This window comes from Fictibacillus sp. NRS-1165 (assembly GCF_050468105.1).
Lineage (GTDB): Bacteria > Bacillota > Bacilli > Bacillales > Fictibacillaceae > Fictibacillus_C > Fictibacillus_C terrinigri.
In genome coordinates this window covers 12,872-28,139 of sequence record NZ_JBDPNU010000021.1, presented here as the reverse complement: position 1 = coordinate 28,139, position 15,268 = coordinate 12,872, and the positions used below count along the sequence as shown (strand labels likewise).

22 protein-coding genes are annotated in these 15,268 nt (G+C 38.0%); 9 read left to right on the top strand and 13 right to left on the bottom strand.

Annotation, left to right across the window (positions count from 1 at the left end; genetic code table 11):
* Window positions 1–108: 108 nt before the first annotated feature.
* From ABHN01_RS09045 to ABHN01_RS09005, 9 genes are all read right to left on the bottom strand, one after another.
* Window positions 109–747 (bottom strand): acetyltransferase, encoded by a 639-nt coding sequence (locus tag ABHN01_RS09045; protein WP_429875258.1) that lies wholly within the window; start codon window positions 745–747, stop codon window positions 109–111.
* A 15-nt stretch (window positions 748–762) separates the two neighbouring features.
* Window positions 763–1,386: a sugar transferase gene (locus ABHN01_RS09040; protein WP_429875257.1), complete on the bottom strand. Its 624-nt coding sequence runs from the start codon at window positions 1,384–1,386 to the stop codon at window positions 763–765.
* A gap of 2 nt (window positions 1,387–1,388) precedes the next feature.
* Window positions 1,389–2,504: a DegT/DnrJ/EryC1/StrS family aminotransferase gene (locus tag ABHN01_RS09035; RefSeq protein ID WP_429875256.1), complete on the bottom strand. Its 1,116-nt coding sequence runs from the start codon at window positions 2,502–2,504 to the stop codon at window positions 1,389–1,391.
* A gap of 23 nt (window positions 2,505–2,527) precedes the next feature.
* Window positions 2,528–4,345: a polysaccharide biosynthesis protein gene (locus ABHN01_RS09030; RefSeq protein WP_429875255.1), complete on the bottom strand. Its 1,818-nt coding sequence runs from the start codon at window positions 4,343–4,345 to the stop codon at window positions 2,528–2,530.
* A gap of 70 nt (window positions 4,346–4,415) precedes the next feature.
* A complete protein-coding gene (galU, locus tag ABHN01_RS09025; protein WP_429875254.1) occupies window positions 4,416–5,300 on the bottom strand; it encodes a UTP--glucose-1-phosphate uridylyltransferase GalU in 885 nt (294 codons plus the stop codon).
* Window positions 5,301–5,403: 103 nt separating this feature from the next.
* Window positions 5,404–6,171: a tyrosine-protein phosphatase gene (locus ABHN01_RS09020; protein ID WP_429875253.1), complete on the bottom strand. Its 768-nt coding sequence runs from the start codon at window positions 6,169–6,171 to the stop codon at window positions 5,404–5,406.
* A gap of 176 nt (window positions 6,172–6,347) precedes the next feature.
* The gene (locus tag ABHN01_RS09015) at window positions 6,348–7,034 is read right to left on the bottom strand and encodes a CpsD/CapB family tyrosine-protein kinase (RefSeq protein ID WP_429875252.1); all 687 of its coding nucleotides are present in this window, start codon (window positions 7,032–7,034) and stop codon (window positions 6,348–6,350) included.
* A complete protein-coding gene (locus ABHN01_RS09010; RefSeq protein ID WP_429875251.1) occupies window positions 7,018–7,761 on the bottom strand; it encodes a YveK family protein in 744 nt (247 codons plus the stop codon). Before ABHN01_RS09010 ends, ABHN01_RS09015 begins: the two co-directional genes overlap by 17 nt.
* Before the next feature lie 296 nt (window positions 7,762–8,057).
* On the bottom strand, window positions 8,058–8,234 hold the full coding sequence (locus ABHN01_RS09005) for a hypothetical protein (RefSeq protein WP_429875250.1): 177 nt from the start codon (window positions 8,232–8,234) through the stop codon (window positions 8,058–8,060).
* Between the two features lie 247 nt (window positions 8,235–8,481).
* Here ABHN01_RS09005 and ABHN01_RS09000 point away from each other — a divergent pair, with 247 nt between their 5' ends.
* From ABHN01_RS09000 to ABHN01_RS08960, 9 genes are all read left to right on the top strand, one after another.
* Window positions 8,482–8,748, top strand: coding sequence for a homing endonuclease associated repeat-containing protein (locus ABHN01_RS09000; RefSeq protein WP_429875249.1), 267 nt, complete (start codon window positions 8,482–8,484; stop codon window positions 8,746–8,748).
* A complete protein-coding gene (locus tag ABHN01_RS08995; RefSeq protein ID WP_429875248.1) occupies window positions 8,648–9,034 on the top strand; it encodes a homing endonuclease associated repeat-containing protein in 387 nt (128 codons plus the stop codon). The genes ABHN01_RS09000 and ABHN01_RS08995 overlap by 101 nt, the downstream gene beginning before the upstream one ends.
* Before the next feature lie 12 nt (window positions 9,035–9,046).
* A complete protein-coding gene (locus tag ABHN01_RS08990; RefSeq protein WP_429875247.1) occupies window positions 9,047–9,322 on the top strand; it encodes a homing endonuclease associated repeat-containing protein in 276 nt (91 codons plus the stop codon).
* 688 nt (window positions 9,323–10,010) lie between these two features.
* A complete protein-coding gene (locus ABHN01_RS08985) occupies window positions 10,011–10,430 on the top strand; it encodes a hypothetical protein (RefSeq protein WP_429875246.1) in 420 nt (139 codons plus the stop codon).
* Window positions 10,431–10,504: 74 nt separating this feature from the next.
* The gene (locus ABHN01_RS08980; RefSeq protein WP_429875245.1) at window positions 10,505–10,840 is read left to right on the top strand and encodes a hypothetical protein; all 336 of its coding nucleotides are present in this window, start codon (window positions 10,505–10,507) and stop codon (window positions 10,838–10,840) included.
* A gap of 120 nt (window positions 10,841–10,960) precedes the next feature.
* Complete coding sequence (locus ABHN01_RS08975; RefSeq protein WP_429875244.1) at window positions 10,961–11,137, top strand: hypothetical protein; 177 nt, start codon at window positions 10,961–10,963, stop codon at window positions 11,135–11,137.
* 67 nt (window positions 11,138–11,204) lie between these two features.
* Complete coding sequence (locus ABHN01_RS08970; protein WP_429875243.1) at window positions 11,205–11,864, top strand: hypothetical protein; 660 nt, start codon at window positions 11,205–11,207, stop codon at window positions 11,862–11,864.
* Window positions 11,865–12,076: 212 nt separating this feature from the next.
* Entirely contained in the window at window positions 12,077–12,349 is a 273-nt protein-coding gene (locus tag ABHN01_RS08965) for an anti-repressor SinI family protein (protein ID WP_429875242.1), read from the top strand.
* Window positions 12,350–12,452: 103 nt separating this feature from the next.
* Window positions 12,453–12,779, top strand: coding sequence for a helix-turn-helix domain-containing protein (locus tag ABHN01_RS08960; protein WP_429875241.1), 327 nt, complete (start codon window positions 12,453–12,455; stop codon window positions 12,777–12,779).
* 43 nt (window positions 12,780–12,822) lie between these two features.
* On the opposite strand, the gene ABHN01_RS08955 is transcribed toward ABHN01_RS08960, so the two are convergent.
* The 4 genes from ABHN01_RS08955 to ABHN01_RS08940 form a co-directional block, all read right to left on the bottom strand.
* On the bottom strand, window positions 12,823–13,164 hold the full coding sequence (locus tag ABHN01_RS08955) for a helix-turn-helix domain-containing protein (RefSeq protein ID WP_429875240.1): 342 nt from the start codon (window positions 13,162–13,164) through the stop codon (window positions 12,823–12,825).
* A 30-nt stretch (window positions 13,165–13,194) separates the two neighbouring features.
* Window positions 13,195–13,797, bottom strand: a complete 603-nt coding sequence (locus ABHN01_RS08950) for a class D sortase (protein WP_429875239.1) — start codon at window positions 13,795–13,797, stop codon at window positions 13,195–13,197.
* Window positions 13,798–13,802: 5 nt separating this feature from the next.
* Entirely contained in the window at window positions 13,803–14,501 is a 699-nt protein-coding gene (locus ABHN01_RS08945) for an LPXTG cell wall anchor domain-containing protein (protein WP_429875238.1), read from the bottom strand.
* A gap of 93 nt (window positions 14,502–14,594) precedes the next feature.
* Entirely contained in the window at window positions 14,595–15,194 is a 600-nt protein-coding gene (locus ABHN01_RS08940) for a TasA family protein (RefSeq protein ID WP_429875237.1), read from the bottom strand.
* Window positions 15,195–15,268 lie beyond the last annotated feature (74 nt).

The window sequence follows — 15,268 nt, the reverse complement described above, 5'->3', positions numbered from 1 at the left end:
TTAGTAAGCTGTATATAAGTCTCTATCTTCTATAATTTTTATTCTACCTATAGACATAAACAAAATATTCATTTCAAGTCACACTTCCATTACTCAAGTATGTTAACCTTATATACTTCTAATTTTTTTTGCTGGTATACCAGCATATACACTATTCTCATCGGTATTTTTAAGAACTACCGCACCTGCCCCAATAATTGAGTTGCCACCTATATTCGATAAGCCCGTAACAACGGTAGAACCCATTCCTACAAAAACTTTTTCATTAATATTTATTGATGCTCCAATTGTTGAATTTGAAGAAATAAGACAAGCCTCACCTATCTTTGAATGATGAGCGATTACCACTCCAGGGCTTATAATACAGAAGTTCCCTATAGAGACTTTAGTCCAAAGATAAGCATTTGCTTGTACATAGACTCCAATCCCTATCTTTACTGAAGGACTTATTATTGCTGTAGGATGAATTAAAGTTGGCGTTTCACCCTCTAATTTATTTATTTTTCGCATAATTTCAAACCTTATTTCATTGTTACCAATAGCTACTATAAAATTTTTATTTTTTATTTTATTAGTTGGCAGTTCAGAAAACTTACCTAACACTTTGGTATCCATAATAAAGGTATCGATTTTACTTTTATCTTCATCATAGAAACCCTTAACATTGTAACCCAAAATATTCGCTAGTTCATGCATGGTTTCTCCATAGGTACCAGCACCTATTATATAAATATCTTCTTTTAACACGTTTTTCTCCTTATATTACAAATTGCTTCCTTTAAATTTTTCCATAGTTATATTATCACTGCTATTAATACCTTCACGAATAAACACTTTAAGTATTGTACGTAAAACTAAAACAACATCCATTTTAAAGGATAATTTTTCAACATATTCAACATCAAATTTAAACTTTTCCTCCCAAGTAATTAAGTTTCTTCCATTTACTTGGGCTAATCCAGAAAGTCCTGGTCTTACTAAATGTCTACGAATTTGATAATCGTTATATAAAGGAAGATACTCAACTAATAATGGACGTGGTCCAATAATTGACATATCACCTTTAATCACATTAAATAACTCTGGCAATTCATCTAAAGAAGTGGCCCTTAATAACCTCCCAAACTTAGTAAGCCTTTTATCATTTGGTAACAATCTTCCATTATTATCTCTTTTGTCAGTCATTGTTCTAAACTTATACATGGTAAATATTTCATTATTTAAACCTGGTCTCTGTTGTTTGAATATAATTGGGCTACCAAGTTTTATTTTGACTAAAATGGCCACAAATAAAAAAATTGGACTTAACACAACAATTGCTATAAAAGAAAGAAAAAAATCTAACGGCCTTTTTAAAAACTTCCTGTAAAAATTTGAGATTACCATTTTTATTTACTCCACAGCCTCTTAATAATTTTCACAACTTTATTTAAACCAGCATCCGTCAGTTTTGTATCACTTGGTAAACATAAACCATTTAAAAATAGGCTTTCTGACACATCCGATCCTATATAATCGTATTTTTCAAAGAATGGCTGCATATGCATTGGCTTCCACACCGGACGTGATTCAATGTTTTCCTGTTCCAATGCTTGCATCACATCGAGAGGTCTGATACTTCCAGTTAATGTGGCACAACTTAACCAGTAGTTCGAATTATCCCATTCGTTCTCTGGCATAAAGTTAATGCCTTCTAAATGCGAAAGTTCCCGTTTATAAAACTCATAGATGTATTTCTTCTTTTGTACTCTTTGATCCAATACTTTTAGTTGACCTCTTCCAATGCCCGCTACCACATTACTCATACGATAGTTAAATCCTAATTCACTATGTTGATAGTGCCTAGCAGTATCTCTGGATTGAGTCGCCCAAAATCTTGCTTTACTAATTTTTTCTTCATTGTTAGAAACAAGCATTCCACCACCAGAGGTCGTAATGATCTTGTTTCCATTGAAAGAGAAAATACCATAATCTCCAAAAGTACCTGTGTGTTGGCCTTTATAATAGGTACCTAAGGATTCAGCAGCATCTTCGATAAGAGGAACATTGTGTTTCTTGCATAAATCAACGATCTTTTCCATATCGGCTGACAAACCGTATAAATGGACCACAATAACAGTTTTTACATCAGGGTATTTATTAAAAGCTTCTTCCAATGCTTTAGGACACATATTCCAAGTCTCTACATTACTATCTATAAAAACCGGCGTGGCATTTTGATAAATAATTGGATTAGCTGTGGCAGAAAAGGTAAGAGTTGGACAAAAAACAATATCACCTTCACTTACACCAGCTGCTTTTAAAGCAAGGTGAATGGCTGCAGTGCCCGAAGAAAGAGCTGCTGCAGCTTTAATTTCTACTTTCCTTGCCAATTCCTTTTCAAATTCATTGACGTTCTCACCAAGTGGTGCAATCCAGTTTGTATCAAAAGCTTCCTGCACATATTGCATTTCATATCCTTCATCACTCATATGAGGAGAAGAGAGAAATATTCTGTCATTCATTGTTTGAAGCACCTTTCCAACAACTATGCATTTTTAACAAGTGGTTTATTTGTTTTATTTGCGAGTTCCAACACGTAATTTGCAACGTAATCAGTAGTGAAATTTGAATAGTTTTGAACCAGATTTTGAACTCTATCATAATTAAATTCCACAGTTTTACCAATGAAGATTTTAGGAAAAATAGCTTGGTTATGCACTTCATTTTCCCCTAACAATTCTTCATACATTTTTTCACCTGGACGAATACCAGCATAATGAATTCCTATCTCATCTAGCTTATAACCTGATAGGCGAATTAAATTTTTTGCTAGATCAACGATTTTAACTGGTTCGCCCATATCCAATACAAAAATTTCACCGCCACCCGCCAGTGCACCAGCCTGCATCACCAAACGGGAAGCCTCTGGAATCGTCATAAAGTATCTGGTCATATCAGGATGGGTTACCGTAACTGGACCACCAGCCTGGATTTGCTTTTTAAATAGAGGGATGACACTGCCACGGCTACCCAGTACATTTCCAAATCGTACAGCAACAAAATTTGTACTGCTCTGTCTATTTAAATTTTGAATGGTCATTTCTGCGATTCGCTTGGTCGATCCCATAACATTTGTCGGATTAACCGCTTTATCCGATGAGATTAGTACAAACGTTGTCACTCCAAACATATCCGCGGCTTCCGCTACATTTTTTGTACCAATCACATTGTTTTTCACGGCTTCTTTTGGGTTATACTCCATTAATGGAACATGCTTGTGAGCTGCTGCATGATACACTACATCGGGCACATGAACACTCATCACCTCGAAGATGCGGTCTCGGTCTTGTATGTCTGCAATAATAGGTATAATTTCAAAGTCCTGACCGAATTTGTTTCGAAGTTCCATGTCAATAAGGTAGATGGAGTTTTCACCATGTCCCAGCAATAGCAGTTTCTTTGGCTTAAATTGGCTAACCTGACGACAGATTTCAGATCCGATGGATCCCCCTGCTCCTGTGACAAGGATCGTTTTACCAGTCAGGCTCTTGGAAATGGATTCTGTATTAAGTTCTACAGGATCCCTGCCCAGCAGGTCTTCCACCCGTACATCACGGAATTGGTTAAATGAAACTTTTCCAGATACTATGTCCTCGATCATAGGCATGATTTGTGTTTTTGCATTGGTTTTACTGCATTCCTGGTAAATTTTTTGAACCTCATTTTTATTGAGTGAAGGAATCGCAATAATTATATTTTCCGCATTTAATTCGGCTACTAATCGAGGGATATCCTTCGTTTTCCCAAAGACAGTTACCCCATAGATTTGAAGCTTTTGCTTATTAGGGTCATCATCTACAAATCCTACAGGAATTAAATCGGTGTCACGGCTCTTCATCAATTGGCGAACGAGCATAGAACCAGCAGATCCTGCACCTATAATAAGCGTTCGTTTTTTCTCAATCTGCGGCTGTATGTAATAATCTCTGAACATTCTCCATGAAAAGCGTGATCCCCCAATAAGGATGATATGAAGCATCCAAGTAATTCCCAATACTCGAACGTAAACATTCCCATTTACTAAAAGCTGAATAAGACCTGTTGTTAGTATGGATAATGTTACAGCCCGTATAATGCCTCGCATTTCTCCTATACTCGCATACTCCCATGCCTTTTGATACAAACGAAACTTAAAAGCATAGACGTGATGACTTGCAAGCAGGGCAACGGAGCTAATAACAATGGTTTTTAACGTAAAGATGCTGAAGTAAGGATGTAAGGTAAAATAACCAATATAAATAGCGGTTAACACAATCAGTGAATCAAGAAATATCAACATCGATACTCGCTTTTGATAGCTCAAAATTTATCCCTTCTTTTCCCTGAATTTTGCATAAAGTAAATAATTTAAAGAACCAGGTCTTAAATTATTACTAGTTCTTTACCCCTAACTCATGAACTAGGCGTTGCAGTTCTGGCAGCAACTGTCGACTTATTTCTCTGTCCTTTAATGCAAATTCAATGGTTGTCATGATAAATCCGAGCTTTTCACCAACATCATAACGAGTGCCTTCAAAATCGTATGCAAAAACACGCTGGTACTGATTCAGTTTTTGAATAGCATCTGTCAATTGAATTTCACCGCCAGCTCCTTGTTCCTGTTTATCCAGGTAACTGAAGATCTCAGGTGATAAAATATAACGGCCCATTATTGCCAAGTTAGATGGCGCTGTTCCTAGTGCTGGTTTCTCAACAAAATTTTCTACACCATACAACCTGCCGACTTGGAACGAAGAATCTACAATTCCATAGCGGTTTGTTTCATTTTCTGGAACAGTCTGTACTCCAATTACTGACGATCCAATCTCTTCATATTGCTCAATCAACTGCTTTAAGCAAGGTTTGTCTGCTTGCACAATATCATCACCAAGCAATACAGCGAACGGCTCGTCTCCGATGAATTTGCGTGCGCACCATACCGCATGTCCAAGACCTTTTGGTTCCTTTTGGCGGATGTAATGGATGTCTGCCATCTTGGAGGACCGTTGCACTTTTTGAAGTAAATCGATTTTGCCTTTTTCAAAAAGATTCTGTTCCAGTTCGAAGGCATGGTCGAAGTGATCTTCAATCGCACGCTTTCCTTTCCCCGTTACAATAATGATGTCTTCGATACCGGATTCAATCGCTTCCTCTACTATGTATTGAATGGTCGGCTTGTCCACAATGGGCAACATTTCTTTTGGCATCGCTTTTGTTGCCGGCAAAAAGCGAGTCCCTAATCCCGCTGCCGGTATAATCGCTTTACGTACTTTTTTCAATTCCTATCAACCCTTTACTCATATTATTTTGTCTATCAGTGACCCCTATATGCCGTTGTACGTAAACGAATTTTATGATTAGTCCTGTATAGGTGTGTGTCTTTTAAAAAATACCTAATAACCGTTTTTTAATTGGATGCGGTTGTTCGATCAACGGATTTTGATATCGTACGAGCAATTCCGCATTTTCCTGAAAATAAAACGTGCGATCGATTCCATACTTTCTTGTAACGGTTGCAAAGGCTGCCTGAAGAGAAGATAATCCCCTTGAATTTAGGTTATGGGCATCGGATGCAACAAAATGGGTCAAATGATGTTCAATAATTTTTTCCGAAAACGACTGAATTTTTTTCCCGAACTGCCCTATGATACTGCCAGCTGTCAGTTGGGTTAAAGCACCTTCCGTTACTAATTCATATAGTAGGTTTTGATGCGTTATTAGTTCTCGGTTACGTTCTGGATGCACAATGATGGGTGTTATTCCTTTTAATAACAGTTCGTAGATTAAGCTTTTCGTGTAAGTAGGTACCTCATTTGAAGGAAGTTCCAATAATACATACTTACCTCGATTGTGAAGGGTTAGTATTTCGTCCCTTTCAAGAGCATGAAATAATTCCCGATGAATCCTTAATTCTTGTCCAGGAAGTACGGTAAGAGGAATATTTTCTTGGGTTAGACGTTTGTTCAATTCAGTTACATGTTTAAGAATGTCGGTCTTTGTATTCTCAAATCGTCCATTTCCATGGTGCGGTGTCGCAAAAAGATGTGTAATGCCCTCTTCTACCGCCCTTTTTGCCATGTCTATACTTTCCGCCATAGTTTGCGGGCCATCGTCAACTCCCGGCAGGATATGGCAATGAATATCAATCAAATGGTGTCACCCTCCTCTCTCCAGGAACTAGGATAATAGAATCAGAGATTCTTCAAAAAAATAAAAAACTAGCATATTATTACCAAACCTTTACAACATAAGCCCATAGTACATAGGAGTTTTTTCAGGAAAGAACATATGTTGTCGAATGCATCCAACTATATACCTGTTTTTATCTATTGTTGGTAGTAAGAAGGATTTGTTTTGTTTTCATCACCGTTTAAAACCACACCAAGTATCGGGGCTTTTGCTTTTTCCAGTAATTCTTTGGCCTTGATCGTCGGTTCCTTAGCCGTCTTCCCGCTTGCCACAACCATTACGATTCCATCACACTGATTACCCATGATTTGCGGATCTGTTACCGCTAAAACCGGCGGAGTATCAAATACGATGTAATCATACAGATCATACATTTCTTGAATTGCGGTTTTCATCGCTAAAGAGTTTAGTAGTTCAGAAGGATTTGGCGGTAAAGCTCCACTTGTCAGTAGGTCCAAATTAGCCACTTGAGTTTTAGTTATGGCTTTGTTTAAAGAGCATTGTTTGGTTAGTACGGATGTAAGTCCCTGAATATTGCTTACTCCGAACGTATAGTGAAGGGCCGGTTTTCGTAAATCCGTATCCACCAAAAGGACTGGTGTTCCCTGTTGTGCTAAAACGATCGCAAGATTGGCAGCCGTTGTCGTCTTTCCTTCAGCTGGTCCGGGAGATGTTACCACAATGGACTTCACTTGCCTATCGACAGAAGCAAATTGTATGTTGGTTCTGAGCTGGCGGTATTGCTCAGCTACAGAAGACATCGGATTTAGATCCGCCACTAAGCTTCGTTGAGACCCCTCTTTATTTTTAAATTTGCGACTCAAAGTTCTCACTCCCCACTCGTTGTTGATTGTTCATTTTTAACACTTTCCCATGAGCAAAATCGATTTTTGGAATGGAAGCCAAGACAGGAAGTTCGAGTAACGTTTCAATTTCTTGTTCAGTCTTCAATGTGTTATCTAAGTACTCAAGTAAAAATGCCAGCCCAACACCAGCCATTAATCCGAACACTAGAGCAATCGCAATGTTTAAGAGCGGCCGTGGTTTCACAGGTGTTGGATGTTCTTTCACGGCTGCTTTTGATAAAACGGTAACATTGTCCACATTCATGATATTTTTAATCTCTTTTTGAAAGGTCTCAGCAAGCGTGTTCGCGATGTTTGCTGCTTGAGCAGCACTTGTATCTTGTACGGTTAGTGAAAACACTTGAGAATTCTCCTGGCTGTTAACCGTTATTTTCTGATCCAGTTCATTCACACTTTGAGGTAAATCAAGTTGTGATTTAACTTTTTCTAAAATTGCCGGACTTTTTATAATGACGCTGTACGTATTGATCAGTTCTACATTACTTTGCACTTGATTATAGTCGACTGTTTGTTTAGCACGCTTCTGGTTCACTAAAATCTGTGACGATGCTTCATAAACAGGCGTAAGCACATAAAATGAAATCAACCCGCTTATCACCGTCGCCAAAACGGTAAACAACACAATCAGTTTCCAACGTTTTTTTAATGTTAAAAAAATCTCTTTAAGACTAATTGTCTCCTCCATTTTTTCCTCCGATTAACTATTCAAATAATAAATCCAATGAATTATTTCATATTACTTTTCATAAGTAACAACCAACAAACTTATTTATAGTTGAGTGTGATTTATTCGTTCTTTTAAACTACCCCAACATATAAGCGCAAAGTTGCGAATCATTATGTAAACGTTTCCTATAGGTATGTCCATTTATGTTTCATCGCATTTTTTTCGACTTAAATTATAAAGGAATAACAGGATAGTTTTTTATATTCTTTCTCTTTCTTCGCTTGTTTTCATAATAATGCGCTTTTGGAAATAGATCACTCATTTCCCTCCTTCTCTTTACTACCCTCAGCTAATCCGAGTTCTCTGTGTTTCTCCTCTATCAAACTACAAACGACATCTTTCATCGTTTTTCCAGAAGCAATTGCAATTTCTGCTAACTTTTTCTTAACGATCGGTCTAGCATCTATTACGATTCTCTCAATACCTAGCATTGACATTCTCCTATTTCTACAAATTTTTAACTTACTTTTCCAATATTAATGTACGTACATACATTTAGCAATACTTTTTTACTGAAAATATGTAAATTTTTCTAATCCAATAGTTCATCATTCATATTTCATGAAATAAAAGTAATATAAAGATTGTAAAATTAGCCTATTTAAGAAAAAATAGAAGAAAACAATGTAAATTAATGGCGGTAGTTATAACAGGCTTATAGGCTGGAGGAATCATCGAGTGCGAGATAAATATATTGAGGTGTTACGTAAAGCAGCGGAAGAAAACAATGGAAAGATCAGCTATAAGCAATACGAAGACCAAAAATACTCCCCTTCCATAAAAACCATTTCGTCTTATTTCGGTTCTTGGACAAAAGCGCTGCAAGCAGCTGGACTCAAGACCAATGAGAAGTATGCAACTAGTTATTTCAAAGGACGATATCATTCAAGCTTTGCAAGGCTATGTCAAAGAAAACAACGGGCATTTATCGTTAGAGCTATATAAGAAAAAGAAGTATAAACCGAGTGAAACTACGATTAGGAAGAAGTTTGGCTCTTGGAATCAGGCTCTTCAAGAAGCTGGTATTACGACCAACCGGGAGGGCAATAAGTGGTACAAGGAGGATGTGATAAAAATCCTTCAAAACATTTCTCAGAACGGAAAGGCCATCACAATTGAGGAGTACCAAAAGAAGAGAAAACAACCTTCCTACGATACGATTGTGGCACTTTTTGGTTCCTGGAATCAGGCACTTAAAAAAGCAGGACTAAAGGAGAATAGTGTCATTTAATCCGATGATGAAATGATTCAGGCGATCAAGAATTTCGCTAAAGATAAAGAGACCTTTACATCACTTGATTACGAAAAAGCAAAAATACAGCCGAGCTATCCGGCCATCCAAGAACGGTTTGGAAGCTGGGCAAATGCTGTGAGGAATGCAGGAATCGAACCGGGTTATGTATATTATACCGATCGAGAAATATTAGATGAGATCAAACGATGTTTAGATTTGAAAGAAACTCATTATATCACCATCGCAGATTATAAACGATTGTCCAATCATCATGACCGCTTATAAACGGTTTGGTTCCTGGAAAACAACGGTCCAGTTAGCGAATCGATTATAAAAAGGGTACATATACCTACTTCTTCCTTAATACCAATGCATCGACCATCTTCAATTCTAAAAAGGAGAATCCTTAGTATTTATCATAGTTTAGACAAGATTGTATTGACGTCGAATGGTATTTCAGTAATAATATGGATAATCCGTACCTCATAGAGAATTTATGGGGGTACCTTTTATTTTTGTAGATTGGTAGGAATGAACCATTTAATAAGAATTAGGGAGAGTTTAGAGATTGAGGGGAACAGCTTGAAACAGGATACAATATATGCTCGTATCGAACGTAGCCAGACCGTTTAAGCGGAAGGATACTGTCTATATAACGGGACGAAAAGCATAACTAAGAAAAAGAAAAGCCACAATCTTCTTTCCATGTATCACATTTTTCAAAGCTCGTTGAATGCACAAGCGTTACGAATACCAAGGATACATATGACTACATTCATAACATTATCTTTGAACAAGGTCCTTTCTTACATTGATAAGAAAGAAAGTTTGACAACCCTTTCATCGTTAAGGACCAATAGAAATCTTAACTGCAGTTGAATCCTACATGTTAACTTACCAGTAAAAATACCTTTAATTTGAAAAATAAACCTACCAACATAAAACAGTTCTCACTGTCGTGAAGGAGTTTTTTATGAAAGCAAGCGGGATTATACGAAAAATTGATCAATTGGGACGAGTGGTGGTTCCAAAAGAGCTTCGTAACTTAATGGATATTAAAGAAGTTTGTTTTTTTATCGACAAACACGGATTTTACATCGAAAGCTTCGATCCTAAAGTACATCGTCTTGCGATTCATCGCACCATAGATCCCTTAGGAAGAATTACCATTGCCTCAGAAATCAGAAGACGATTTAACTGGGACATTGGCCAACCCTTAGAAATATTTACAGAACAAAATCGAATTTATTTTGTGGAATACCATAATTTTTGCGCGGTCTGCAGAGAAGGATCAAAACTAATTCCTGTAAAAAGTAAACACCTCTGTTATTCTTGTGTTCAGGAGCTATTAAGAAATAAAGAGGTATTTATTTCTCATTCAAATCGATTCTAGCTGCCTAGAATGTCCCTTGATTCAAAATTACACCGGTTACCATCTCGCTCCATGCACCTGGATAGGAGGACATCATGAAACGTTGCGAAATCAAAGAATGTACGGAACCTGTAGCCGCAAGGAATCTATGTCATAAGCACTATAAGCGTTGGCAACGCCACAAGGATCCCAATGAACTAAAATGGAAACAAACCTGTGAAGCTAACGGCTGTAATGGTTCCCACTTTTCAAAGGGATTTTGCGAAAGCCATTATCGAAGGTGGAAAAAAACAGGGGACCCTATATCTTTGGAAAAACAATGCAGTATGATAGGGTGCGCAGAAAAGCATCTGGCGCGTGGCCTTTGTAAGGTTCACTATCATCAATGGCGATATCAGCTACAAAAGGAAAAACAGAACGGCCAAAAGTAAACCACTATTATTAAATTGGCCAAACGGATTTTTTATGGTAATAAATAACATATTGTGCTATTTTTTTAGAAAGCAACGAATACAAAAGACCTTTTATTGTACCAGAGGGAGTTGGAAACCATGGAAACACTGTCCACTACGTTTAAGACGCGTATTTCAAACACGAAAGATGTTGAAACCTTGAAAGAAGAGTTAGTCGTCATTCAACGCATTTATTCGGAACAACCAAAATATCGAAGAGAAATGTCCTTAAAAATGGATTATATCGAAAATCGAATCAAACAATTAGAAAAATAAACCTCAGTCCTATTCGAAGCCTCTAATTTTAAGAATTAGAGGCTTCTTCACAAAAAGGAGACAAAAAATGGCACCTCATCCATACCGAACGGTGTTACTGTTTGTAATCATCTTATTTTTGAGTATTGTATTAATGATTCCTATAGCTTTCTTTCCAATGGAAATAACAGAAAAATACACACTCGGAACTTCCTTTTTAGGATCTGTGTTAGGCGGTATTATTGGCGGTATATTTACTGTAGTCGGTATCAAATGGACCATTGACCATGAAAAAAGAGAAAAATACATTGACCGGATTCCGGCCCGTATCGTAGACATAGAGCTTTTAGAACGAGATATTTTAGATTTTATATTTAATCAATACAGACCTGCATTAATTCGTATTTTCAATACAATCGAAACTCAAGACACAACTAAAGCCTTTGCAGAGTTAGAAAAACTAAGAAATCACCTCGTTACAGTTCGTTATGATTGGAAAAAAAGAGCCGTAAGTCTTCATAATCAATTATATAAAACCGTGTCAGACGCCAACGAATATATGTTACAAACACACGATGCCATTAAGAAACGAATAAAAACCGACGAAAACCAAGACCTTCTTCATCAAAAATTTGTTCTTATCGGCAGTTCAGCTGACACTAAATTGAGCCAAGAAATCAATGACATACGAACTGTTTTTAAGCAACAGTTGGAACAACTGAAACGCGATTATGATTCATATTTATAAAAGATCCGTTAATCGATTTGAATGTGTAGCATTTTCCAATATTAGACTTTATTTTTAAGATTTTGTCGAAGAAAATTTGTAGGTAAATCCATCCATTTATGATAGAATTTACGTAATAGGTATAAAAGTCCCACTCATAAATGGAAAGGGGTCAACGATTACCGTGCCGTTTGGACTTTTTGATTCTACATACCGAAAGGAATTAAATGTGAATGGGTAATGTATATAATGTGGTTGCGAAGGAACAAGGCTTACATAGGAACTTAAGAGTGGTTGCCGATCGATCCAACCGTCTCCTTTCTATACTGCGAAAAAATCATTCGGCTTTTGGTATCAGAATGACGGCACATAAAGTAAAAGGAACACCGATAAAAGATTATATGGCATCTGCCGATGATGAATGGGTGGAACTTATTGTACAGGCAAAAAAACTCGGTCTCAGCCGAGAAGAAATACAATCCTTCTTACAAAAACCCACCAAATAGAAATCTTCCAAAAGCGAGGTCCTAGGACTCTCGCCTTTGTTCTATTTACAGAACTTTGTACACCCCTGTATAATAAGAGGAAGGGCATAAAGGAGGAGTTCTAATGATCGGAACGTTAGTAAAAAAGTATAGAGAAGAAAAGGGATTATCGCTTTCTAACTTAGCTCAACGCTCTGATATAGCCAAATCGTATCTTAGTATGCTCGAACGTAATATCCAAACCAATCCCTCCGTCCAGGTGCTTGAAAAGATCGCCTACGTACTGGATATTCCCATTGAGAAACTGCTTCATGACACCACCAAAGTCAATATGGATGAACTGGATAATGAATGGGCAGCTCTCGTAAAACAAGCCATGAAGTCCGGTGTCAGCAAATCTCAGTTTAAAGAGTACTTGGAATTTAATAAGTGGCGCAATGCGCAAAAGTGACAAGGAATGGGCGTTAACGCCCACGCCCCCTCTTTCGGGTTTCCTAATAAATAGTTCCTTCCCTTTGATGCTGTTTCCACATTTCATAGTCAAAAAAAGCATGTATTTCTTCTTTTTTTAATCCGATATCCTTAGCATGTAAAACCAACTCCACCCATTCCTCATCTAACGTGACGATTTCAGCTTCCCTATTTACAATATTTTCAACAGGAACTTCTAATGCACTCGCAATTTTCTGAACCACTTGAATGGAAGGATTCGTTTTTAAGTTTTCGATGGCGCTCAGATAACTTTTCGAAATCCCTGCATGTACGGCTAGTTTACATAAACTGATCCCTCGTTGACGCCGTAACTTCTGTATATAAGCCCCTATTTTATGATCCATTTTTTATCCTCTTCCTTATGCAAGTCATAGTTATGATTGTTTTCTAGCTTGGACGATCAAGCGTTTGGTAGTATGTTTCATCGGCTCACACGTAATCAGTGTAATCATTCCTTGATTCCCCTTGGATTGCAAAACAGATGTGTCCGATGGGGCGACTATCCTTTTATCAAACACCGTATAGGTGATTTTTTTGCCTTTAGTATCAATGCTCATTTGATCACCGATGGTTACTTCGTTCAACCGATTAAACTGGCGGCCATACGTATAACTACGGTGAGCAGCAATCGCCGCATTGCCCTTCGTACCGATGGGTTCCGTGCCAGTAAGATGACCCGCTGCAATTTTTAATTGGGATCGTCCAGCTCCTTCTACAATGGGAAGAAGCAAATCGATTTTTGGAATCTGCAAAGTACCGAGCAATTCCCCTTCTACCGGAGTATGCGTGGTTTCCGTTTCCTTCTGCCCAAAGACGTCATCTAATTTTCTGTATTCCTCCTGAGCTGAATCTTTGCCCGTTTCTTGCCAAGTCTTTAGTAATTGTTCTTCTTGATGCGCGTGATACAACGTCATGATTTTGGGGTAACACATGATCACAAGACCAATGCTTATGAGAAAAAAAGAGGCCCACTTCATGTGTGTTAACCTCTTTTAAACGTGCGTCTTAAGGCCGGATATTTGATAAACAATAGCGCCACACCCGCAGCTGTTACGAAGAACCCGGTAACTAAGAACAACAAGGGGCTGGATTCACCCGTCTTCGGAAGTCCTCCAGATGGAAGAGACGGATCTGTTGGATTCCCGGGATCCTCTGGATGCGCCGGCTGAGAAGGGTCATCAGGATTGCCCGGATCAGAAGATTCATGACCAGTGGATTGAAATTGAAAAACGACATTTGTGATCTTCCCTTGAAATTCGTTGCCAGATTCATAAGGAAATTGTAGGGTAACCTGTAACTTCTCTTCGTCAAAATGGGACAGCAGTCTTGGTTCGATTTTTTTAAAGTCCTTCAGGGAACCTTCATAAAGGGTGCCCTTGGAATCACTGACCTTGAGTAGCAGTTGTTGATATAAAGCTCTGGAACCAGACTCACGTTTTGCCGTCATGTCATAGGTGAAATCTTGATTCCCTTTATTTTGAATCGTTAGCGTCCGTTTACCCCAGTCCCCTGGTTTTAAGTTTTGCAGGTCAAAAAGGTAGCTTCCCGGAGATAGAGCGATATCGATCTCTTTTGTCGTTTCATCCGCTCCGGTTTTCCCCATCGGCAGAAAAAGAACGATCGTGAGAACCAGCAAACTGTAAGCCATCAATAATTTGAAACGTTTGGATTGAAAGTTCATACCCGGTACCTCTCATTAGTAGTTTAGAGGTTCAATTTATAAAAAAAGGCGGGAGTTGTTGCTTCCCACCTCTTCACTATCGTGATTCCTTACTTATCTTTCTACACCTTTGGTTTGTTCTGCGTTAAAGGTCCATTTAAGATTTAACGAGTCGCCTTGGAAAACGTTTTGGTCTTTGCCATTATCGACAAATTCAAACTGTACATAAAGATAGTCAGACGAGCCGGCTACAAGACCTTTTGTTCCCCACTCTTGACCAAAGATGGCTTCAAATTTATTTTTGACAACAGCCGGATCCATTTTCTTGAGGTCACCTAGCGTCGTTGACCATACTGGTACATCCAGCTTATCGATGTTGAATAAGAAATTCACGCGAATGTGGTCTCCAAAATCTGCTTTTCCATTGTCACCTTTCGCGTCAGTGACCGTGTACGTAGTGTCCAATAACACTTTCTTAATGTCCAATGTACCTTTGTTTTTAAGCTCAAACCCACGAAGCATGGTGTCCCCAGGCTTGATATTATCCACATCGATGATCGTAGTTGGATCTGCTGCCAAGTCAAGCGTACCCGCTGCAAATGTGTTGTTGGTTACTTCTGAATCACTGAAGTAAGCATAGGTTCCCCCACCCACTAATGATAATCCTAGCGCTGCAGATGCTACACCTAAACCTAATTTCTTTTTTAAACTCATTGTTTATTTCCTCCCTTACCCCATTTATGGGTATGTATGATTTATATTGAAACTGCCAAGGAAGATCCTTAGAC